Here is a 22,377-nt window from a genome sequence, read left to right on the forward strand (position 1 = left end):
CTCCCACAGGTGATCGGGGGGCATCCCATCGATCACTTGAGCGCCGGATCCCCCATATTCATTTTCTTCCAGCCCTGCAACAGCACCTGCGCCTTCGGCTCCTGGCCGCTATCGAGGTAGTACTGGATCAGCGACAGCCGCGCATTGCGGTTGGCCGGTTGTACCTTGAGCAAACTTTCCAGAATCGCGCACGCCTCATCAACCTTGCCGCTCTCATGCAGCGCCACCGCCAGTACATAGCCGTATTGCGCATTCTCCGGTTCCAGTTGCGCTGCTTTGCGCAGGTAGGACATGGCGTCGGCGGACTGGCCGGCACGGATCAGCGACAACCCGCGCGTGTGCTGCAACAGCGCCGCATCCGGATGCTGCTTGAGGCTGTCATCCAACAGCTTCTGCGCTTCGGCGGCGCGACCATTCGCTTCCAGCCACTGTGCCAGCGTGACCAGCGCCGGGTAGAAGTCCGGGTCACGTTGCAGGGCGCTGCGCAGCAACGGTTCGACCTCGGCACTGCGCCCGCTGGCCTGGTACAGCATCGCCAGATTGAGATTGGCTTCTGCACGTTCGAGCAGGCTTTTCTGCACGGCTTCATATTCGGCGATCGCCGCGTTCCAGCTGGCTTGCGCCGCCCCCAGACCATTGTTGCGCGAGGCACCGAGCAGATCCCGCGCGGCGACGATGCGCACGGCTTTCACTGGATCATTGAGCAACGGCGCCAATAATGGCGCACGCTCCGGCGGTGGCAGGAATGCGCTGATTGCCCGCACCGCGCTGTCGCGCACCTGTGGCGCTGGATGTTTGAGATCCTGAGTGGCCAGTTTTAGCGCCTGTTCGCTCGGGTACAGCGGCAATTCCGCCAGCAACGTTGCGCGCTGGATCGCCGGCAGGTTGCTGCGCTGCAATTGCTGGTACAGCGCGTCGGCGGCGCCGGGCTGGCCATTGCGGATCAGCCACAGGCTTTCGTCATAGCGTGGCGCCCGCTGAGCCGGGGAGGCGGAGGCGTTCCACGATTTGAACTGCGCGGTGACCTTGTCGCCGGCCTTGCCCTGGTGACAGGTCAGGCAGGCGTCTGGGGTGCCGAGTTTTTGCGCACGCTCCGGGTTGGGGATGCTGAAACTGTGGTCGTGCCGAAAGTCATTGCCCATGTAGAACTTGCCAGGCATGTGGCAATCGACGCACTGCGAGCCGGGCTGGCCCATGGCGTGGCGGGTGTGTTCGATGGAGTCGTAATTCTTCGCTTGCAGACCCTTGCCGTCGACGCTGGCGACCGAGGTCTTGCCCGCCGTGTTGTGGCATTGCAGGCACACGGCGTTGCCCGGTGCCTTCAGTTCGTTGCTGTGCGGGTCATGGCAATTGCTGCAGCGCACGCCCTTGTCGAACATTTTGCTTTGCGAGAACGAGCCGTGTTCGAACACTTCGTCCTTGATCTTGCCGTCCAGCGCATAGAGTTCGCGGGTCAGGGCGCTGGGCAGGTAATCGTCCATCAGCCGCTTGCCGACGGTGAAGCCATCGCCCAGCGGCGCGCGGCGGGAATGGCAGCGCGCGCAGGTTTCGATTTCCAGCGTGGCGTTCTTGTCCTTGAGATCGACGTCGAAGCCCTTATGGATCAAATCGTCTTTTTTCTGCGCCCACTCCAGGTGATTCGACGCCGGGCCATGACAGGCCTGACAGCCGACACCGAGGCTGTTCCACTGACTGTTGAAGCTGTTGCTCGCTGCATCGAAATTGCGCTTGAAACCGGTGGTATGGCATTCGACGCACATGAAGTTGGCGTTCTGGCTCGGTTTGCTCCAGTGCAGCGGATTCTTGAAGTTCACCCCTTGGCCGGCGTACAGATGAAACCAGCGATTTTTCTCGGTATCCCACGCCACGCCGAGGGCTTGCAGACGCCCCTGACCGACCTCGATCAGATATTGCTGGAGCGGGGCGATGCCGAAGGTGTAGGCCACTTTGAAGTCGGCGTTCTTGCCGTCGATGCCGGGCGCATTGACCCAGAATTCATCGCCCTTGCGGGTGAACCGTGTGGTCTCGTTTTCGGCCTTGAAGGTCACGTTGTTGAAGTCGCCCAGAGTGGTTTCGGCGGTCGCCGGCTGCATGGCCAATTGGTGATGCGAGCCTTGCCAGTCCTTGACCTGTTCGCTGTGGCAGCCTTGGCATTGCTGTTCATCGACCATTTTTGCCGGCTTGCTCGCCACCACTGGTTGCGGCTTGGCGGGTGGTGGAATAGGCGTGCTGATGGCTGCGGGTTTGACGGGAGTGGGCGCCGGGCTGAACAGGAACCAGCCAATACCGGCCACGGCCGCGAGCAGCGCGCCGATAATGACCGGGAAGACGAAACGTGTAAAAGAGGAGGGTGACGCGTCAGGCTCAGGTTGCACCGCTTTGTTTTTATGCTTGGGCATTGCGACTTCCGTAGTCCGGGTGCGTTGGCCTTCTGGCGTGCATACATCTGGATGCAGCTTTGTCGCATGCAGCGCGTCTGTCAAATAAGCGCTGTGACTCGCCGCGCAGGGCCGTGTGAATTTTGTCCTTTGCAATCGCAATTGCTGCGGTTTTAGCTATACCTGTAACTCCCCCTATGCAAACGATTTGGCCTTCTGACAGGAGTTACAGCATGAAGCTAGCCGTGATGATGGGCACGCTGTGCATCGCCACCCTCGGTGTGGTGGGTTGTTCCAGTAAAACCGTCGAGCCAGACCAGTATTCCGGTTTTCTCAAGGATTACAGTCAACTGAAGGAGACCAAATCACCGTCGGGCGCCGAGGTGATGCGCTGGATGGACCCGAAACTCGACATCAATAAGTTCACCAGCTTCTATGTCGAGCCAAGCCAGCTGTATCCGAAGCCGCAAGCCACCGAGAAAATTCCGCAACAGACGCTCAATGGCATCACCAGCTATTACGATCAGGCGCTCAAGCGCGAACTGAGCAAATCGTTGCCTTTGGCCGCAGGGCCCGGACCAGGCGTCATCGTGGTACGGCCGGCGATCACGGCGGTGAGCAGCAAGACTGAAGGCCTGCATGTGTATGAGGTGATCCCGATTGCGCTGGTCGCTGCTGCGGTGAGCACTGCCAGCGGTATTCGCGATCAGGAAACCACGTTGGCCACCGAGGCGGTATTCCTCGATGGCAGCAGTAACACGGTGGTGGCTCAAGTGGTGCGCAAGGGCACCGGGCAGCCGCTGGAAAATTCATCGCAGGTGTTGAAATCCAATGATTTCAAAGCGGTGATCGATGGTTGGGCGAGTGACATGCATCAGACGTATCTGAAGCTGAAGTCCGAGGCCAAGTGATGTCTTGAGGTTTAGGGCCTCTTTGCGAGCAGACTCGCTCCCATGGATTGCAGTTTGGTTTGGGGGCTTGTCTGCTCGGGGTTTTGGGGTACATATCCGTTGCAGCGGTAACGGCGGCTTAGGGTTCCGCCCTTACGGCGGGTCACCTTTTTCAAACGCCAAAAAGGTAACCGAAAAGGCTTGCTCCTACGTTCGGCCCTCGCAGGCTCGGGTTCCTTCGCTGCGGGATCGATCCGGGCGCAGCGGCTACGGTTTGCTTCGCTGCACCTCCTTCCGCTGTGTCTGGCTGCGCCAGACGGTCGCTGCGCTCCCCCGGATCAATCCCTCCACTCAGCCTTCCGACGTCGCCGGTGGATCAAGATCAAGAGCACTCGAGCTAACGCTCATTGTTGAGTGGGGCGGCTTCGCCGCGGGCAGCTGCGCTGCTTTGCTTTTGCTTTTGCTTTTGTGGGAGCGAGCTTGCTCGCGAAGGCGGCCTGACGGGCGACCTGTTTTTGAGATGATACGCAATCCGACTGTGGGAGCGAGCCTGCTCGCGAAGGCGTTCTGTAAGCCCCCGCCTTACTGCCCGACAAACCAGCGAAAATATGGGTTTGCCCGATCCCCTTGCATCACTTCCCGAATATCCCGTCCCCAGGCGTCCCGATCGCCGTCGTAGGCGTGCAGGCTTGCCCGATAAAACTGCATCAAGCGCTGCCGATGCGTTTCCATGCGTTCACTGAATCCGGCTTCGGCATTAACCAGTGTCGGTGGCTGATACAAGTCCAGCAGCGCCGGTAGCACGCGGGTTATTTCCTTGCTCCGCACCCACGGCGCGTATTCGATGCGCGGCTGATCATCGGTCACTGCCGGTGCATCGGCGGCGAAGCGCTCCAGACCGGCGCGATCGGTGACCCAGGTGGCCAGCAGCGCCGCCGCCGAGCCGATGCCGACGTCCTGCAGGGCGTTGCGTACGCTTTCCTGCTGGAAGCGCGCGGTGATTTTCTCGGCGTCCAGTTGCATCGGTTTCATTGAGCCAACCAGCAGCATTTCGTGGAACTCGCTGGTCCACAGCGAGGCATGCGGGAACACGTCGAGGAAGCTGCGCACCAGTGATCGCGAGTCGTCGATATTCTGCGTCGGTAGCGGCAGCCACTGGGCAACGATGCCCTTGTCTTGCAAGCGACTGGCGGCCAGCTCGTAGAAATCCCGCGAATACAGATTGACCACGCCGGCCGCGGAGGGCGGTGGCGGTTCCAGGGTGATCACGTCGTAGGTCTGTGCACTGCGCAGCAGTTCCTGGCGACCGTCGCGCAGGCGTATGTCGACGCCGGGATCGTTGGCCGCATTGAAGTTGCCCTTGAACAACGGCGCTGCTTTCACCACCGATGGCAGCAACTCGGCGACCACGCGATGTTCCAGACCCGGATAGCGCAGCATGGCGCCTGCGGTGATGCCGGTGCCGAAGCCGATCACCAGGGTCGAGCGCGGTTCACCGTTGTGGATCAGCAGTGGCAGCAGTGCCTGAATGCGCATGTAGCGCAGCGACGGAATGGCATCGCCGGTGTTCGACACACCTTGTATGTACAAACGGTGGAAGGTGTTTTCGCCACGTCCCTGAGTGACCACCGCGACAGTGCCGCCGCGTCCTTCCTCGTAGAAGGCCAGCGTGCCGTTGCGTGCGCCGGGCAACAGGCTGGCGAGTTTGTCAGCTGGGGTCAGCACCGCCACCGCTACGCACACCAGACCTAGCGCGACCACGGCCTGGCGCCGACCTTTCGCCACACCATGGCCCTTGCGCACCGCCAGATAACCGATTGTCGCTGCGACAAGCGCCAGTAGACCGAGGGTGCGCACCAGTCCCAGCAAGGGAATCAATACGAAGCCGCAAAGCATCACACCGATGATCCCGCCCAGGGTGTTGAACGCCACCACGGCCCCGACATCGCGGCCCACACGTTCGCTGCCGACACTCAGGCGCAACGCCAGAGGAAATGCCGCGCCGAGCAGCAGGGTCGGCACGAACACGATGCTCAGCGCTGCTACGGCAAAGCGCGCGCTCATGCCGGCCAGCTCACTGACGCCCAGACTCAGCAGCCAGTTTTCCGCATGGCTCTGCGCGAGCACCAGCCAGCGCCCGAGTATGGCGATCTCCAGCAGCGCAATCAGGCCTGCACCGGCAATCAGCAAACCGAATGCGCCCCATGGGTCGCGAATGCGTTCGACGCGACGGGCGAGCACGGCGCTGCCGATAAACAGCCCGGTCAGGTAGGTCGCCAGTACCACGGCAAACGCATAGGTGCGCGTACTCATGAACTGCACGATCGACTGCGACCACACCACCTCGTAGCCCAACGCCACACCTCCGGCGATCGCGTAGAGCCACAGCGCAGTGCGGTCGGGTGCTTTTGCGTTGGCATGTTTGGCCGGCGTAGCCAGCGCCACTGGCTGCTGGCGCTGCCACCACAGCGCACCGGCTGCGGCAAGCAGGTTGAGCATCGCGGCGAACAGCGCACTGCCGCGCACGCCGAGGCTGGCGATCAGTACGAACGCGGCGAGCAAAGTGCCAACGATCGCGCCCAGCGTATTCGCCGCATACAACTGACCGCCGGCCTTGCCCGGCTCAGCCGCCAGTGCGCGCACCAGCACCGGCAGCGTCCCGCCCATCAACACCGCCGGAACGCCCACCAGCGCAAACGGCAGCAACCACGCGAGCACGCCGACATGACCCTGCAACCAGGCAAACGCACTGGCCGCCAGACCCATGGCCACTGTCGCGCCAACGCCGAGCATGGCCACCAGTACTTCCAGCCCGGCATACAGCAGAACCGGCTGTTGCAAGCGATCGGCCCAGCGCCCGAACAACCAGCCGCCGAGAGCAAGCCCGGCGAAAAACGCGCTGATGCCGGTGGTGATCGCATAGACCTCGACGCCGACCACCAGCGAGAGCTGTTTGATCCACAACACCTGATAAACCAACGCCGCCGCGCCGGAGACGCACAGCAGCAGGGCAGGGATCAACGAGGTGGTGGACGCGGCTTGCGGAACGGGTATGGCCGACGGCTTGCTGGCGATACGTGAGGACATGCGGTGGGCCTTGTTCTGGATTGGCTGTTGTTGATCGTTCCCACACTCTGCGTGGGAATGCCTCACTGGACGCTCCGCGTCCGCTTCGGCATGGGACGCAGAGCGTCCCGGGCTGCGTTACCACGCAGAGCGTGGGAACGATCGCAGAAAACCTTGTGGGAGCGAGCCTGCTCGCGAACGAATCCGACCCGGTCTCTTGTTGAAAACAGGGCCGCCCGCCGATGCAGGCGGGCGGCGGTACAGCGGTATTACTGGGCTTTCTTCATTTTTTCTTCGATACGGCGGTCCACATCCTCGCGGATCTGGTCGATGCTGAAGCTCGCCGGACGCTGGCTGGGTGGATAGTCGACGAAGGTCTGCAGGAACTTCGCCGCGCGGCGGGTACCGTCGAAAATCAGATAGTCGTTTTTCGTCAGCCAGTCATAGTACTGGTCAGACACGACATCGGCGCGTTCGTACGGGTCCATGCGCAGGTTGAACATTTTCGGCACACGCAGGCAGGTGAACGGTTCGCTCCACACCTGCAGTCCGCCGGGTGCGCGCTGCTCACAGAACACCAGTTTCCAATCGTTGAAACGCATGCTGACCAACGCACCGTCATCGTTGAAGTAGTAGAACTCGTTGCGCGCGCTCTTGTCGGTTTTACCGGTCAGGTAGTCCAGCTGGTTATAGCCGTCCAGGTGCACTTTGAAGTTCTTGCCACCGACGTCGGCGCCCTTGAGCAAGCGATCCTTGATGTCGGTGTCGCCCACGGCGGCCAACAGCGTCGGGAACCAGTCCAGACCGGAGAACATTTGCGTGGAGACTTCGCCTGCCTTGACTTTGCCCGGCCAGCGAATCATCGCCGGTACTCGGTACGCGCCTTCCCAGTTCGAGTTTTTCTCGTTGCGGAACGGCGTCGTTGCAGCGTCGGGCCACGACCATTGGTTCGGGCCATTGTCGGTGGTGTAGACGACGATGGTGTTCTCGGTCAGCTTCAAGTCATCCAGTGTCTTGAGCAGCTTGCCGACGTCGCCGTCATGCTCGAGCATGCCATCGGCATATTCGTTACCGACCATGCCGCTTTGCCCTTGCATGGATTCACGCACGTGAGTGAAGGCATGCATGCGTGTGGTGTTCATCCAGACAAAGAACGGCTTGTCCGCTTTGGCTTGTTTCTCGATGAACGCTTGCGCGGCCGCTGTGGTTTCGTCGTCGATGGTTTCCATGCGTTTCTTGGTCAGCGCGCCGGTATCTTCAATCTTGCCGTCGGCAAAACTGTGGATCACGCCACGGGGCGACGCGGCTTTGACGAACTCGGCATCATCCTTGGGCCAGTACGGGCGTTCAGGTTCCTCTTCGGCGTTGAGGTGATAGAGGTTGCCGAAAAACTCGTCGAAACCATGGTTGGTCGGCAGGTATTCATCCTTGTCGCCCAAGTGGTTCTTGCCGAATTGACCGGTGGCATAGCCCTGGGCTTTCAGCGCTTGGGCAATGGTCACATCGCGCGCCTGCAAGCCCACCGGAACCCCCGGCATGCCGACCTTGGACAAGCCGGTCCGCAGCGGCGTCTGCCCGGTAATGAACGACGAGCGTCCGGCCGTGCAACTGTTTTCGGCATAGTAATCGGTGAAGATCATGCCTTCTTTGGCGATACGGTCGATATTCGGCGTCTTGTATCCGACCACGCCCATGGAATAGGCACTGATGTTGGTCTGGCCGATGTCATCGCCGAAGATCACGAGAATGTTGGGTTTTTCAGCCGCTGTGGCGGTTGCCGACAGCGCCATCACCGAGGTCGCCACCAGGGCGAGCTTCGGTAGCCACTTGCGTATGCGAGTCATGTGACTTGCTCCTTTGCGCGGGGGTCGTTTTTTGCGACAAACCTTTATTGCTCTCCTGCATCACGCTTTCTTATTGCACCTGCTCGGTTGCCGGTGGATCGAACGGATAGATCCGGCGCCATTCCGACGCCATGTCCACCACCGTCCAGCCACGGGATTTCGCTTCGTCGAGGGCCTTGTCGAGTCGGCCGATATTCGATTGCCGGTCATATGCCCACTCGCGCTTGGCATCGGTGTGGTGCACCAGCCCCATGAAGCGCCTGCCGGGCCCGGCGGCGGTCCACTGCAGCATCTGCAAATCACCGTCGGAATTACCGAAGGCCAGAATTGGCCGCCGACCGATCACGGCGTCGATGCTCACGGGCTTGCCCGGGCCGTCGTCGTTGTGCGCGACTTTCGGTGTGCGCACGATGGAGGCTGTGCCGTCCTTGAACTGGTAAGAGGTGACGAAGGTGGTGCCGATCACCTGTTCCGGCGGGATGCCGTAGACCTTCTCGGCGAAGGCGCGCATGAAGCCGGTGTCGCCACCGGAAACGATGTAGGTCTTGAAGTTCTGGCTGCGCAGGTAGTCGAGCATTTCCAGCATCGGCTGGAAGATCATTTCGGTGTAGGGCTTGCCGGTTTTCGGGTGGCGGGCCTGGCTGAACCAGGTTTTCGCGTAGTCGTCGAAGGCTTCGGTGGTCATGCCGCCGTGAGTGGCGCCGACGATCTTCAGCAAACCCTCCATGCCCGATGCGGCGAGGGCTTGGTGATCATTTTCCAGCACCGCTTTGAACGGCTGGGTGGTTTTCCATTCCGGGTGTTGTGCCGCGGTGCGCTTGACCTCGTCGAAGGCAAACAGCAATTCGAAGTACGCCGGTTGTTCGCTCCACAACGTGCCGTCGTTGTCGAACACAGCGATGCGCTCGGCCGGTTTGACGAAGTCCTTGCTGCTCTGGTCAGTCACGGCCTGTACGAACTCGATGATGCTCTTCTTCGCGGGGCCGTCGTTCCATGACGGCAGCGGTTCATTCGCCTGTACCAACAGGGGCAAGGCCAGTGTCAGCAGCAGGGCAAGACCGAAACGTTGGCGCAGCAGCAACGGATTGATCATGGGAAATCCTTCTCATGCACAGGGTTGAGCGGGCGCAGGGCCGGTGCGTCTTTCGCCTGTTGCCGGGCGACCTGACTTTGAAGCGTAGACAACGATTGGTGCAGCTGAACAAGTGTTTGATCGACGGCAGACTGACGGCCGTAAAGCCCGCGTAACAGACCCTGCAAACGCGGACCGGCGCCCGTGAGTTTCAAGCCCAGACGACTGCGCCGCAGCCACAGGTACAGCGCGGTCAGTTGCGCGGGTCTGGCTTGCAGTTGCGGGTCGATCTGTTGCCAGGCGAAAGCGGCCGAATGCTGCCAGGCCAATTGCTTCGCCCGTTTATGGGCGAGCCAGCGTCGATGGGTGCGAACGGCGACGGGCCACAGCAAGTACACACTGACGGCGAGGCCGACCGCCAGCGCCAGCCAGAGCAGCCAGCGGCTGGAGAACTGCAAGTGATTCTGTTGCAGTTGCCTGAGGTCTTCGGCCAGCGCAAACACCGGTTTATAGGCATTGTTGGCCGCGGCCTCGAAGCTCACGGACGGCACCTCAGCGCTACGGATCTGCCGCGCAGCGGAGTCCCACCATTTCACGCGGATCGCCGGCAAGGTGTAAGTACCGGCGCTGTCGATGCGATAACTGGCGCTGTCGACGCGTTGACCGCCGAGGATATTGCCGCGACCGTCATCCAGCGCTTTGACTTGTGGCGTCTTCGCGTAGCGACTCAAGCCGGCGACATCACTGAAGGTCGGAATGGGCAGCGCCATCGCCAGCGCGCCATCAGCCTGTAACGTGAGCTCACGGGTGATGCTGTCGCCGACTTTCGGCGGCATCGCCGAATGTGTAACGACCTGTTTCAAGCGCAACCCGCTCGCGACCAAAGGCGTCTCCCCGGGCGCGAAACCGGGCGGCTGGGCGGCGCTGAAACTCAGCGGCTGGCTTTGTGCGCTGATTTCTTCAGTGGCCTGGCCCAGTCTGGCGCGTACGGTCAGCGCCGGGATATCGAAACTGCGCGCGACGTTGGGCGTGATCAGATAGCTATAGCGCAAGCCATTGAACGATTGGCCATCGATGGTCTGGTTCAGATGCTGCGCCTGGCCGTTCGGCGGCATCACCAGCGCACCGTCGAGTTGCAGATCGGGCAGGGCGGCGGCGCTGGTGAACCAGGTATCGGTGAGGACGTCGAGTTGCAGTTCGACCAGACCGCCGACCATCGCGCCTTCGCTGGGGTTGAGGTGAGCCTGGACCTTCAGTTGCGCTGGGGCGGCAAAAACATTCAGAGACAGCAGGCTGGTCAGCAGCAGTGCGCTGAGTTTTGCGGTGATTGTTCTGCCGCCATCGCTGGCAAGCCAGCTCCCACAAATCACAGCAATCTTCACAAAGTTTGCAACTACACAGAAATTCCCTGTGGGAGCTGGCTTACCAGCGATGGCGGCGCTCAGGTGTCGGAGGTTCATGGCCGGTCTCCCTGCTGATCCTGCAAGCTGAACTTCTGCTTGAGAAACTTCGCCGGCGAGGTGGTCAGGTTCTCCAGCCACAGCGCGTCGGACGCGGCCTGCTGGGTCTCGATCTTTTTGCTCTGACCTTTCCCGGGCGTCTTGTCGAATTTGACTTCGTCGGGTTTGGTTTGTGGAGCGTTTTTCTCGGCGCTTTCGGTGTCCTTGAGCAGTGCCTGAGCCAAGGCCAGATTGGCGGTCGCTTGAGGAAATTGCGGCTGCAGTTTCAACGCCTGGCTGTAGGCGGCAATCGCCTGCTCGAACTTGAAGCGGCGCACGTAAATGTTGCCCAGATAGAAATACGCCTGCGGCGTGTCCAGGCGGGCAAAGGTCGCCATTGCCAAGTCGTAATCAGCGGCGTGATAGGCCGCGACGCCTTTCCAGTAGGGGTCGACGAACAGCGCCGCCGCCTCGGGCAAACGATCATGTTCAAACGCCCAGCGGCCTTGTTGGTCGCGGGTGAAAAAGGCATCGGTGAGGGCGTTGGCCTGCGCCGGCGCCGCAGGCCAGCCCAGCCCTACGGCCAAAACCAGCGCTGGCATCCAGTTGACGCTCCAGCCTTTGCGCACGCTGAACAGCGCCAGTAACAACAACGGCCAGCAGAGCCAGTAACCGGCGTCCTTCCAGTGCAACTCGCGCTGATCGGCGCTGGCGCTCTGGAAGTGTTGCCGGGCGTGCAACTCGATCCACTCCAGGTCATCGTTGTCGAGGGTCAGGCTGCCGAGCGGCGCGTCGACGGCCGAGGCCAATTGCTTGAGGCCCGCTTGATCGAAGCTGCCGAGCACCGGACGCCCGCTGCTGTCGATTTTCGGCTGGCCGCTGGCGGTAGTGATGACGCCCGCGTCTTCGCTGCCCACCGCCAGAACCAGAACTTGCAAGGCGCTGCCGTCGAGGTGTTTTTGCAAATCATCGAGTTGCGTGGTGTCGGCACCGTCAGTCATCAACAGCAAACTGCCCGGGGTGTTCTCGGCGCTGAGCAAACGTTTCGCGTGATCGATCACGGCGGCGACGTTCTTGCCGGGTTTGTCGATCAAGCCCGTGCCCAAGGCCTGGATGAAACTGTCGAGCAACGCCGGATCGTCGGTCGGTGGCAACACCAGATGCGCGCTGCCGGCATAGGCAATCAGTGCGGTTCGTGCAGCGGCGCGACGTTGAAGCAGATCATGCAGCTTGTGCTTGACCGCCTCCAGCCGCGTCGGCTGCACATCGTTGGCGTCCATCGACGGCGAAAGGTCGACGGCAACGATCAACGGCGCACGGTTCTCGAGAAAGTCCGGGCGATCCTGTTCCCATGTCGGCCCGGCCGCGGCGAGGGCGCCGAGAACCAGCAGTGCGCAGAGCAAATGCACCGGGCGCAGACGTTGGTGATCCTGCGGCGTGATTAACAGGTGCGGCAGCAAGTGTTCCGCGATATTACCGCGCAGACGTTTTTGCAGGTCGCGGCTGCGGCGCCAGATCAGAGGCAGCATTACGCCGAACAGCGCAAGCAACAGCCAGAGCGGGCGCAGGAAGTGGAAATCGCTCAGATTGATCTCCATATCAGGCCTCCTGCTGCTGCCGCGCAACCGTCAGGTTCGGCCGTAAAAGGGCGCCGAGCTGATACAACGCCAACAACAGCAGAGCTGCGCCCAGCGGCCAGTAGAACAATTCCCGCTGCGGCTGATGGCTAAGGGTTTTCACCTGATGCGGGGTGAGCTGGTCGAGGGTGTTGTAGACCTGATCCAGTGCCGCGCGATCTTCGGCGCGGAAGAAGCGGCCGCCGGTGGTATTGGCGATCTGTTCGAGGCCTTGCAGATTGACCTTCGCTTCGCCGGAAGCGTCGGGGTCGCCAATGCCGATGGTATGAATGACCACGCCTTTGTTGGCCGCCATTTCAGCGGCGTGATCCGGCGTAATGGCGCTGCTGGTGTCGTTGCCATCGGTCAACAGAATCAGGACTTTTTCCTGCTCATGGGCCTTGTCGAGCAATTTCAGGCTGAGCCCGATCGCGTCACCGATCGCCGTGTTGGGGCCGGCCATGCCGATCCCGGTATCGGCCAGCAACAACGACAGGCTGGCGTGATCGAGGGTCAGCGGAGCCTGTGGATAGGCACCGCTGCCAAATACGATCAGGCCGATGCGGTCGTCCTTGCGTTTGTCGATGAAGCCTTGCACCACGTCTTTGACCGCCGCCAGACGATTGATTTTTTCGCCCTGAGCATTGGCGAAATCCTCGGTCTCCATCGACTGCGAAAGGTCGATGGCGAGCATCAGGTCGCGCACCGGTTGCTGGCGTTCGATCGGCTTTTCGACGTACACCGGACGCGACACGGCCAGCAGGATCAGCGCCCACACCAGCACATTCAGCAGCAGTTGCCAGCGATTGCGCCGACTGCCCGCGTTGCCCGGCGCTTCGCCGACCGCGCGGCTCATCGCGCCGAAAAACGGTACGCGCACGGCACTGCGGGCTTCGTTATAGGCGGGCAAAAAGCGGTAAGCCAGCCAAGGCAGCGGCAGCAGAAGCAACAGCCAGGGGTAATCAAGCTGCCACATGGTGATGCTCCACCCAGTATTGGCAGCTGTCGAAGAGCATTTGCCGTTGCGCTGCGGGAAGGGCGCGCAATACGGGGTCCGGCGCGTAGGCGAGTTGGGCCAGTTGATTGCTGAAGTCGGCGGGCATTCTGTTTTTGCAATGTCGTTGCAGAAATTCCTGCCATTCATCTCTGCCAAGCGCCGCCGGGCCTTGTGGGAGCGGGCCTGCTCGCGATGGCGCTGTGTCAGTGGATCGAGGTATTGCATGCGCTGACGTCTTCGCGAGCAGGCTCGCTCCCACAGGGAATGCATTCCAGCGCCGCGATCCAGTGGGCATGGAGAGGGCCGTGCGTTTGAGCAACTCAGGCAATTCGCGCAGGGCATTGAGGTCGTCGCTGCGGTCGCGCAACTGTGCCAGTCGGGCAAGTGCTTCACGGCGATAGCGGTCGCGGCGCCATTGCCAGTATCTGCGCAGGCCGATCAACAGCGCGGCGAATATCAGCGTCGCCAGCAATAACCACCAGCCCCACGTTTGTGGCGCATAGCTGACGGGCGCGGGCAGGGCCAGCTCCTTGAGCTGATCGATACCAGGGATGTTCGGGGTCATCGCGGGCGTCCGGCACTTTTGCCCAGTTCGGCGCGCAGTTGCCCATGGGCGTCCTCGGCGGTGCTGATCATCATCAGCGGTACCTGACTGCGGCGCAGCAGGCTGGCGACGTCCTTGAGCCGGCCGCTGAGAAAATCCTCCAGCGGCTGCTGCACGTTACGTTTTTCGATCGCCAGTTCGACCTGCAACTCGCCCTGGGTCACCAGCAACCGACCATTGTTCGGCAGTTTCAGCGCCAGCGGATCATAGACCTGCAAGGCAATCACATCGTTGTGCGCCGACAGCTGCCGCATCAGTTGCAAGGTGCGCTCTCCGGCGCCGGCAAAGTCGCTGACGATGCAGATCAAATGGTCGTGCCCGGCCACACCGAGGCAGCGCTGCAAGGCTTTGTCCAGTTGGTCCTCATCTTCGGCGTCGGGATTGCCGGCGTTCAGCGCGCGATTGTGCTGCACCACACGGCTGAGCAGCGCTTCGACACGTTTGCGACTGCGTAACGGCGCGATGCTGTCGATGCGCTGATCGTTGAAAACCAGACCGCCAACCCGATCCCCGGTATGAAAAACCATCCACGCCGCCAGCGCGGCGAGTTCGGCGGCGACCGCCGATTTGAAGCTGCGCTGCGAGCCGAAGAACATCGACATGCGCTGGTCGACCACGATCAGGGCCGGGCGGTCGCGTTCTTCGGTGAAGGTGCGCACCACCGGTTTGCCGGTACGCAACGAAGCGCGCCAGTCGAGGTGGCGCAGGTCATCGCCCGGTTGATAGCGGCGTAACTCGTCGAAATTCAGCCCGCGACCGCGAAGCCGCGAGGCGTGGTTGCCGGCGAGGATGCTGCCCTGCGGCTGCCGGGCAAGAAAACTCAGGTCTCGGGCCTCGAACTCCAGCGCCATCAATTGCGCGAGAGAGACGTAGACCAAGCCTTCGTCGTTCATGCGGGAATCGCCACTTTGTCGAGAATCCGGTCGAGCACCTGATCGGCGCTGACGCCATCGGCAACGGCGTCGTAGCTCAGCTGCAAACGATGGCGCAACACCGGATGGACCACGGCGCGGACGTTGTCCGGCGAGACGAAATCCTGTCCCTGCAACCACGCATCGGCGCGGGCGCAGCGGTCCAGGCCAATGCCGCCACGGGGACTGGCACCAATGGCGATCCAGCGTGCGAGGTCTTCGTCGTAGTCGGCGGGGTGGCGGGTGGCGTTGATCAGGTCGATCAGATAAGTGTCGATCGCCGGTGAAACGTGCACCGCGCTGACTTCCTTGCGCGCAGCAAAAATCACCTCCTGCGGCAAAGTGAAATTCTTCACCGGCGTGGTGCTGGCACCCTGGGCAAACTCTTCGTTCCGCAGCAGGCGCAACACCTGGCTTTCGTTTTCGGCACTGGGGTAATCGAGCAGCACCTTCATCAGAAAACGGTCCATCTGCGCTTCCGGCAGCGGATAAGTACCTTCCTGCTCGATCGGGTTCTGCGTCGCCACCACGATGAATAGCTCGGGCAGGGCATGGCTGTTGCCGGCCACGGTGATCTGGCGTTCCTCCATGGCTTCGAGCAGCGCCGCCTGAACCTTGGCCGGGGCGCGGTTGATTTCGTCGGCAAGGATCAGATTGCCGAACAGCGGGCCGGGCTGGAAACGGATTTCATTTTTGCCCTCGACCTGGTGCAGCACCTCGGCGCCAGTGATGTCCGAGGGCAACAGGTCGGGTGTGAACTGGATGCGGCTCATCTTCGCATCAAGGTGTTTGGCCAGTGCCTTGACCGTGCGCGTCTTGGCCAGCCCGGGCAGACTTTCCAGGAGCAAATGACCATTGGCCAAAAGCCCGAGCAGAATCTGCCGGATGACTTGATCCTGACCGAGCACCGCTTCGGCGATGCTGGCTTGCAGGGCGTTGAGGTCGGTGAGCGCAGTCATGGGCAGTCCTTTGTGTCCGGGTCTAGAAAAACGCCAGGGTCAGATTGACGCTGAAGCCGTTGCCTTCGGGGCGGTTCTTGGTGTCGAACTCGGGCACCCAGCGCGCGCTGATGTTGGCCTGGGCGTCGGCGAATGTTCCGGCCCAGCCAATCACCGGGCCGGCGCCTACCGAACGGCCGCGATAGCCATTGAAGACATCGGCGGTCTGGCCTTTGTCGTCGGTCAGTTGCTGCACGTAGCCGGCGGCAAGTCCGGCGCTCCAGCCATTGCCCAAGCCGTGAGTCCAGAGGGCGTCGAGGGTGAAGATGTTGCCGTTGCGATAGTCGGTAGCGTCGTTCTCGGTGTAGAACTCCAGCCCGCTGGACACAGTGAACTCGCCGCCCTTGCCGTCGAGGTGGGTAAAAGCCACGGTCGGCATGAATGTGTAGTTGTTCTGTCCGGGGTTGGCCAGGCGATCCTTGTTATAGGCACCGGTCGGCACGTAGATCGGCAGTGACAGCGAGAGATGATTGCGTTCGTCGAAGTGATAACCGGCGGCGATCGGGGTGATCAGCGCATCGGCAAACTGCGTGCCGGAATCGCTGTCACCCAACGTGCGCCCGCGCGGGCCGGTGATGCTCGCCTTGATGTCGGTGTATTGCACCGGCAGGCCCATTGCCGAAGCGAAATTCCAGCGGCCCTTGCCGGTGTTCCAGACATGGGTGAAGTTGGCCATGGTGTAGGAGACTTTCATGTCGATCCCGCCACTGATCGCGCCGGAAATCGGTGCGCCGTCGCTGCCCTTGAGCGAGCCGTCGTACCAGATGCTGGTCAACGACATTACCCAGCCCGGCTCCGGCGGCACGACGCCAGCATTGGCGAACACTTGCTGACCCGTGATCGGCCGCCCGACGCCACCTTCCGCAGCGAACAGCGGTGGGCTGACGCCCAGGCACAGAGAGAGGAGGAGACGCCCGCTCCGTGGCTTGAGCATGGCGAACGCCGCGCCACCCGGTCCCGGCAGAAATCCTCTATTCCCGGCTCGACTGCAGGTCATTTCCCGATTCCATGGTGTTTTTTCCGGACAACAGAGCACTGTTGCGCCGCTACTGCGTTGTCCGTTTGCTTATCAAGCCTGTAGGACTCGTCCTTCTGAAACTAGCAGCTAATCGGGGGTTAGCCAGTCGAAGGAATTAATTCGTTGGTGCGGGCGGCGGGGTGCGCACATCACGCTTCTAATGGTCGGAGCCAAGCTGAATCGAAGGTGGTTGGGGCGGCGCTGCAAACTTTTGTGGGAGCGAGCCTGCTCGCGAAAGCGGTAGTCCAGTTGACACACGTTTCTGATATCGACACCTGATTTCGCGAGCAGGCTCGCTTCCACGGGACTTGTATACAATCTCACCGCCGAGCACCCAACAATTTCCAACAGGGCATAGGTCGTCAGCCGATTTCGTGGTTAACTTCCGCCTCTTGCATGCTTTCCAATCAAAAAACAGAAGGACTCAAGTCATGGCTCAAGTCACCCTCAAAGGCAATCCGGTTCAAGTCAACGGCCAGTTGCCACAAGCCGGTTCCAAGGCGCCAGCCTTTTCCCTGGTAGCCGGCAATCTGTCCGACGTCACCCTGAAAGACTTCGCCGGCAAGCGCAAAGTCCTGAACATTTTTCCAAGCGTCGACACCCCGACCTGCGCCACCTCCGTGCGCAAGTTCAACGCCCAGGCCAACGAACTCGCCAACACCGTGGTGCTGTGCATCTCCGCTGACCTGCCGTTTGCCCAGGCGCGCTTCTGCGGTGCTGAAGGTCTGGAAAACGTACAGAACCTGTCGACCCTGCGCGGCAGCGAGTTCATCGAAAACTACGGCGTGGCCATTGCCGACGGTCCGCTCAAAGGCCTGACCGCTCGCGCCGTTGTGGTGCTGGACGAAAACGACAACGTCCTGCACAGCGAACTGGTCAAGGAAATCGCTGAGGAGCCTAACTACGAAGCGGCACTGTCCGTTCTCAAGTAAGGCTTTTACAATTGTCAACGGCCTGGCCCTGTCCAGGCCGTTTTCATTTGTGTATCAGGGTTTTGCCTCACACCTTGAAACGTAAGTGGAAGGTAAATTGCCGGTAAAGCTGCTTTGCTTAAATCCACTCAGTGCTTATCGTTCAGCCTCCCGTAATAGAAGCCCACGCGCCCAATGGTCAATAACTCCATGCAATCGTCCCCCCGCAAATCCCGTCGCTGGCTGATCAGCCTGCTTGTCCTGTTGGTCATCGCCGTCCTGTGCTGGAAATTCTGGCCCGCCGGCTCTGCGGACAAGGCGGGTGGCGACAAAGCGGCCGCCGGGCATACCGGGCGCTCGGGCATGATGCGGCCGGGCTTCGGCGGCGGTACCGGGCCGATTCCGGTGCGTGTGGCGCCGGCGGTGAAGGGCGACTTCCCGCTGTATTACAAGGCGCTGGGCACGGTCACCGCGCTGAATACCATCAACGTGCGCAGCCGGGTGGGCGGCGAACTGGTCAAGATTCATTTCGAAGAAGGGCAGATGGTCAAGGCGGGCGACCTGCTGGCCGAGATCGATCCGCGTCCTTACCAGAATGCTCTGCTCCAGGCCGAAGGCACGTTGCTGCAGAATCAGGCGCAACTGAAAAACGCCCAGGTCGACGTCGAGCGTTATCGTGGGCTGTATAAAGAAGACAGCATCGCCAAACAGACCCTCGACACCGCCGAAGCGCTGGTCGGCCAATACTTGGGCACGGTCAAGACCAATCAGGCAGCGGTCAACGACGCCAAGCTCAATCTCGAATTCACCAAGATCCGCGCGCCGATTGCCGGCCGCGTCGGTCTGCGTCAGGTCGACGTCGGCAACCTCGTCGCCGCCAACGACACCACGTTCCTCGCAGTGATCACCCAAACGCAACCGATCAGCGTGGCCTTCACCTTGCCGGAAAACAGCCTCGACACCGTGCTGGCCCGTTACCGCAGCGGCGCCAAGTTGCCTGCCGAAGCCTGGGATCGCGGCGACACCAAGCTGCAAGCCACTGGCGTGCTGCAAAGCCTCGACAACCAGATCGACGTCGCTACCGGCACTTTGAAATTCAAGGCTCGCTACGACAATCGCGACCAGTCGCTGTTTCCCAATCAGTTCGTCAACGTCCATTTACTGGCAGACACGCTGAAAGGTGTAGTGCTGGCGCCGTCGGCAGCGATCCAGTTCGGTACCAACGGCACCTTCGTCTATGCGCTGGACGGCGACAAGAAAGTCACCATTCGCCAACTGAAAATCGGTGCCAGCGACGGTGACAACACCGTGGTCACCGAAGGCCTCGCCGCGGGCGATCGCGTTGTGCTTGAAGGCACCGATCGCCTGAAGGAGGGCAGCGAAGTCGAAGTGGTCAATGACAGCAGCGAAGTGCCGACCTCGCCGACCGAACACCTGCAAGGCAAATCCGCCGCCAATCCCGATGCGACCACCGCTGAAAAGGCCAAGAAGGGCGCATGAACATATCGCGGCTGTTCATCCTCCGTCCGGTAGCCACCACCCTGAGCATGCTGGCCATTGTCCTGGCCGGCCTGATCGCTTATCGCCTGCTGCCGGTTTCGGCCTTGCCGCAGGTCGATTACCCGACCATCCGCGTCATGACCCTGTACCCCGGCGCCAGTCCGGACGTAATGACCAGCGCCGTCACCGCACCGCTTGAACGCCAGTTCGGGCAGATGCCGGGCCTGACGCAAATGGCTTCGACCAGCTCCGGCGGCGCTTCGGTGCTGACCCTGCGTTTCAGCCTCGACATCAATATGGACGTCGCCGAACAGCAGGTGCAGGCCGCGATCAACGCCGCGACCAACCTGCTGCCGACCGACTTGCCGGCGCCGCCGGTGTACAACAAGGTCAACCCGGCGGACACCCCGGTGCTGACTCTGGCCATCACCTCGAAAACCATGCTGCTGCCCAAGCTCAATGATCTGGTCGATACGCGCATGGCGCAGAAAATCGCCCAGATCAGCGGCGTCGGCATGGTCAGCATTGCCGGCGGTCAGCGTCAGGCCGTGCGGATCAAGGTCAACCCCGAAGCGCTCGCGGCCAACAGCCTCAACCTGTCGGATGTGCGCACGCTGATCGGCGCTTCCAACGTCAACCAGCCGAAAGGCAACTTCGATGGCCCGACCCGGGTGTCGATGCTCGATGCCAACGACCAACTGACCTCGCCCGAGGACTACGCCAACCTGATCCTGACCTACAAGAACGGCGCACCGCTGCGGCTCAAGGACGTCGCCGAAATCGTAGATGGCGCCGAGAACGAGCGTCTGGCCGCGTGGGCCAATCAGAATCAGGCAGTCCTGCTGAACATCCAGCGGCAGCCTGGCGCCAACGTCATCGAAGTGGTTGACCGCATCAAGGCCTTGCTGCCGAGCATCACCGATAACCTGCCGGCCGGCCTCGACGTCACTGTGCTGACGGATCGCACGCAGACCATCCGCGCCTCGGTCACCGACGTGCAACACGAGCTGCTGATCGCCATCGCGCTGGTGGTCATGGTCACGTTCCTGTTTCTGCGCCGCGCCAGTGCGACGATCATTCCCTCGGTAGCCGTGCCGCTGTCGTTGATCGGCACCTTTGGCGTGATGTACCTCGCCGGTTTCTCGGTGAACAACCTGACCTTGATGGCGCTGACCATTGCCACCGGTTTCGTGGTCGACGATGCCATCGTCATGCTTGAGAACATTTCGCGCTTCATCGAGGAAGGCGACAGTCCGATGCAAGCCGCGCTCAAGGGCGCGAAACAGATCGGCTTCACTCTGATTTCCCTGACCCTGTCGCTGATCGCCGTATTAATTCCGCTGTTGTTCATGGCCGATGTGGTGGGGCGCCTGTTCCGTGAATTCGCCATCACCCTGGCCGTGGCGATCCTGATTTCCCTGGTCGTGTCGCTGACCCTGACGCCGATGATGTGCGCGCGCCTGCTCAAGCGTGAACCGCAAGAACATGAGCAAGGCCGGTTCTATCGCGCCAGCGGTGGGTTCATCGACTGGATGATCAAGGAATACGGGCGGATGCTGCGCTGGGTGCTCAAGCATCAGCCGCTGACCTTGCTGGTAGCGATCGGCACACTGGCGTTGACCGTGTTTCTGTATGTGATCGTGCCGAAGGGCTTCTTTCCTGTGCAGGACACCGGGGTGATTCAGGGCATTTCCGAAGCGCCGCAATCGATTTCCTTCGCGGCGATGGGCGAGCGGCAGCAGGAACTGGCGAAGATCATCCTCGAAGATCCGGCGGTGCAGAGCCTGTCGTCGTACATTGGCGTCGACGGCGACAACGCCACGCTCAATAGCGGGCGCTTGCTGATCAACCTCAAGCCCCACGGCGAGCGTGATCTGACGGCGAGCGAAGTGATCGCACGCCTGCAACCGAAACTGGACAAACTGGTTGGCATTCGCCTGTTCATGCAGCCGGTGCAGGACCTGACCATCGAGGATCGGGTCAGCCGCACGCAGTACCAGTTCAGCATGTCGTCGCCGGATTCCGAATTGCTCAGTCAGTGGAGCGGGCGTCTGGTCGAGGCTCTGGCGCAGCGTCCGGAATTGACCGACGTGGCCAGTGACCTTCAGGACAAAGGCTTGCAGGTCTATCTGGTGATCGACCGTGATGCAGCCTCACGCCTCGGCGTGTCGGTGGCAAACATCACTGATGCACTGTATGACGCGTTCGGCCAGCGGCAGATTTCGACCATTTACACTCAGGCCAGCCAGTACCGCGTGGTGCTGCAAGCCCAGGCCGGGGAGAAGATCGGCCCGCAGGCGCTGGACCAGATCCACGTCAAGACCACCGACGGCGCGCAGGTGCGCCTGTCCAGTCTGGCGCATGTCGAAGAGCGCCAGGCGCAGTTGGCGATCACTCACATCGGCCAGTTCCCGGCGGTGATGATGTCGTTCAACCTCGCGCCGGGCGTGGCGTTGGGGCATGCCGTAGACATCATCGAGCAGGTGCAGCAGGACATCGGCATGCCGGTCGGCGTGCAGACTCAATTCCAGTGGCGCGGCGCAGGCGTTTCAGGCTTCGCTGTCGAGCACCTTGCTGCTGATTCTGGCGGCGGTGGTGACCATGTACATCGTGCTCGGCGTGCTCTACGAGAGCTACATCCACCCGATCACCATTCTTTCGACCTTGCCGTCCGCCGCCGTCGGTGCCTTGCTGGCGTTGCTGCTCAGCGGCAACGACCTGGGGATGATCGCGATCATCGGCATCATCCTGCTGATCGGTATCGTCAAGAAGAACGCGATCATGATGATCGACTTCGCTCTCGACGCCGAACGCACCCAGGGCATGGCCCCGGCAGAGGCAATCTATCAAGCGGCGCTGCTGCGCTTCCGGCCAATTCTGATGACCACACTGGCAGCGTTGTTCGGCGCGGTGCCGCTGATGCTGGCGACAGGTTCAGGGGCTGAATTGCGTCAGCCGCTGGGTCTGGTGATGGTTGGGGGGTTGCTCGTCAGTCAGGTGTTGACGCTGTTCACCACGCCGGTGATCTACCTGTACTTCGACCGCCTCGGAAGGCGCTTTGGCAAATCCAAAGCCGACGGTGAAGAGGTCGCGGTATGACTGGCGGAACGCTCAACTCCTGTGGGAGCGGGCT

Annotated in this window: 14 protein-coding genes and 1 pseudogene; 4 read left to right on the forward strand and 11 right to left on the reverse strand. The window is 61.5% G+C overall.

The features are described 5' to 3' along the window. Positions 1-32: 32 nt before the first annotated feature. Positions 33-2,399, reverse strand: coding sequence for a tetratricopeptide repeat protein (locus ACZZZ4_RS22065; RefSeq protein ID WP_463548769.1), 2,367 nt, complete (start codon positions 2,397-2,399; stop codon positions 33-35). A 212-nt stretch (positions 2,400-2,611) separates the two neighbouring features. Between ACZZZ4_RS22065 and ACZZZ4_RS22070 the strand changes: the two genes are divergently transcribed. Further along, entirely contained in the window at positions 2,612-3,289 is a 678-nt protein-coding gene (locus ACZZZ4_RS22070) for a DUF3313 domain-containing protein (RefSeq protein ID WP_463548770.1), read from the forward strand. Between the two features lie 561 nt (positions 3,290-3,850). On the opposite strand, the gene ACZZZ4_RS22075 is transcribed toward ACZZZ4_RS22070, so the two are convergent. The 10 genes from ACZZZ4_RS22075 to ACZZZ4_RS22120 form a co-directional block, all read right to left on the reverse strand. Beyond that, a complete protein-coding gene (locus ACZZZ4_RS22075; protein WP_463548771.1) occupies positions 3,851-6,355 on the reverse strand; it encodes a spermidine synthase in 2,505 nt (834 codons plus the stop codon). Between the two features lie 248 nt (positions 6,356-6,603). Further along, a complete protein-coding gene (locus ACZZZ4_RS22080; protein ID WP_415762563.1) occupies positions 6,604-8,178 on the reverse strand; it encodes an arylsulfatase in 1,575 nt (524 codons plus the stop codon). A gap of 70 nt (positions 8,179-8,248) precedes the next feature. Continuing rightward, on the reverse strand, positions 8,249-9,271 hold the full coding sequence (locus ACZZZ4_RS22085; protein WP_463548772.1) for an HAD family hydrolase: 1,023 nt from the start codon (positions 9,269-9,271) through the stop codon (positions 8,249-8,251). Then, a complete protein-coding gene (locus tag ACZZZ4_RS22090; protein ID WP_463548773.1) occupies positions 9,268-10,710 on the reverse strand; it encodes a BatD family protein in 1,443 nt (480 codons plus the stop codon). Before ACZZZ4_RS22090 ends, ACZZZ4_RS22085 begins: the two co-directional genes overlap by 4 nt. Beyond that, positions 10,707-12,287, reverse strand: coding sequence for a VWA domain-containing protein (locus tag ACZZZ4_RS22095; RefSeq protein WP_463548774.1), 1,581 nt, complete (start codon positions 12,285-12,287; stop codon positions 10,707-10,709). The genes ACZZZ4_RS22090 and ACZZZ4_RS22095 overlap by 4 nt, the downstream gene beginning before the upstream one ends. A 1-nt stretch (position 12,288) precedes the next feature. Then, complete coding sequence (locus tag ACZZZ4_RS22100) at positions 12,289-13,281, reverse strand: vWA domain-containing protein (protein WP_463548775.1); 993 nt, start codon at positions 13,279-13,281, stop codon at positions 12,289-12,291. Then, on the reverse strand, positions 13,268-13,867 hold the full coding sequence (locus tag ACZZZ4_RS22105) for a DUF4381 domain-containing protein (RefSeq protein WP_463548776.1): 600 nt from the start codon (positions 13,865-13,867) through the stop codon (positions 13,268-13,270). Before ACZZZ4_RS22105 ends, ACZZZ4_RS22100 begins: the two co-directional genes overlap by 14 nt. Continuing rightward, positions 13,864-14,799, reverse strand: a complete 936-nt coding sequence (locus ACZZZ4_RS22110) for a DUF58 domain-containing protein (protein ID WP_463548777.1) — start codon at positions 14,797-14,799, stop codon at positions 13,864-13,866. Before ACZZZ4_RS22110 ends, ACZZZ4_RS22105 begins: the two co-directional genes overlap by 4 nt. Further along, the gene (locus ACZZZ4_RS22115) at positions 14,796-15,776 is read right to left on the reverse strand and encodes an AAA family ATPase (protein WP_016774619.1); all 981 of its coding nucleotides are present in this window, start codon (positions 15,774-15,776) and stop codon (positions 14,796-14,798) included. Before ACZZZ4_RS22115 ends, ACZZZ4_RS22110 begins: the two co-directional genes overlap by 4 nt. A 22-nt stretch (positions 15,777-15,798) precedes the next feature. Then, a complete protein-coding gene (locus ACZZZ4_RS22120; protein ID WP_463549305.1) occupies positions 15,799-16,749 on the reverse strand; it encodes a SphA family protein in 951 nt (316 codons plus the stop codon). Positions 16,750-17,264: 515 nt separating this feature from the next. Here ACZZZ4_RS22120 and tpx point away from each other — a divergent pair. From tpx to ACZZZ4_RS22135, 3 genes and pseudogenes are all read left to right on the forward strand, one after another. Then, entirely contained in the window at positions 17,265-17,765 is a 501-nt protein-coding gene (tpx, locus tag ACZZZ4_RS22125; protein WP_463548778.1) for a thiol peroxidase, read from the forward strand. A 174-nt stretch (positions 17,766-17,939) separates the two neighbouring features. Further along, positions 17,940-19,244 carry an MdtA/MuxA family multidrug efflux RND transporter periplasmic adaptor subunit gene (locus tag ACZZZ4_RS22130; protein WP_129998667.1) on the forward strand — a complete coding sequence of 435 codons (1,305 nt, stop codon included), beginning with the start codon at positions 17,940-17,942 and terminating at the stop codon, positions 19,242-19,244. Beyond that, positions 19,241-22,343, forward strand: a pseudogene (locus ACZZZ4_RS22135) (MdtB/MuxB family multidrug efflux RND transporter permease subunit). The gene ACZZZ4_RS22130 and the pseudogene ACZZZ4_RS22135 overlap by 4 nt, the downstream one beginning before the upstream one ends. The last annotated feature ends 34 nt before the right edge of the window (positions 22,344-22,377 follow it).

It is taken from the genome of Pseudomonas sp. AC252 (assembly GCF_979258105.1).

Excerpts from the sequence above, each read along its gene's own strand:
- tpx (WP_463548778.1), top strand. The coding sequence starts at position 17,265 with ATGGCTCAAGTCACCCTCAAAGGCAATCCGGTTCAAGTCAACGGCCAG.
- ACZZZ4_RS22075 (WP_463548771.1), bottom strand. The coding sequence starts at position 6,355 with ATGTCCTCACGTATCGCCAGCAAGCCGTCGGCCATACCCGTTCCGCAA.
- ACZZZ4_RS22120 (WP_463549305.1), bottom strand. The coding sequence starts at position 16,749 with ATGCTCAAGCCACGGAGCGGGCGTCTCCTCCTCTCTCTGTGCCTGGGC.
- ACZZZ4_RS22090 (WP_463548773.1), bottom strand. The coding sequence starts at position 10,710 with ATGAACCTCCGACACCTGAGCGCCGCCATCGCTGGTAAGCCAGCTCCC.
- ACZZZ4_RS22130 (WP_129998667.1), top strand. The coding sequence starts at position 17,940 with ATGGTCAATAACTCCATGCAATCGTCCCCCCGCAAATCCCGTCGCTGG.
- ACZZZ4_RS22110 (WP_463548777.1), bottom strand. The coding sequence starts at position 14,799 with ATGAACGACGAAGGCTTGGTCTACGTCTCTCTCGCGCAATTGATGGCG.
- ACZZZ4_RS22080 (WP_415762563.1), bottom strand. The coding sequence starts at position 8,178 with ATGACTCGCATACGCAAGTGGCTACCGAAGCTCGCCCTGGTGGCGACC.
- ACZZZ4_RS22115 (WP_016774619.1), bottom strand. The coding sequence starts at position 15,776 with ATGACTGCGCTCACCGACCTCAACGCCCTGCAAGCCAGCATCGCCGAA.
- ACZZZ4_RS22095 (WP_463548774.1), bottom strand. The coding sequence starts at position 12,287 with ATGGAGATCAATCTGAGCGATTTCCACTTCCTGCGCCCGCTCTGGCTG.
- ACZZZ4_RS22070 (WP_463548770.1), top strand. The coding sequence starts at position 2,612 with ATGAAGCTAGCCGTGATGATGGGCACGCTGTGCATCGCCACCCTCGGT.
- ACZZZ4_RS22065 (WP_463548769.1), bottom strand. The coding sequence starts at position 2,399 with ATGCCCAAGCATAAAAACAAAGCGGTGCAACCTGAGCCTGACGCGTCA.
- ACZZZ4_RS22100 (WP_463548775.1), bottom strand. The coding sequence starts at position 13,281 with ATGTGGCAGCTTGATTACCCCTGGCTGTTGCTTCTGCTGCCGCTGCCT.
- ACZZZ4_RS22105 (WP_463548776.1), bottom strand. The coding sequence starts at position 13,867 with ATGACCCCGAACATCCCTGGTATCGATCAGCTCAAGGAGCTGGCCCTG.
- ACZZZ4_RS22085 (WP_463548772.1), bottom strand. The coding sequence starts at position 9,271 with ATGATCAATCCGTTGCTGCTGCGCCAACGTTTCGGTCTTGCCCTGCTG.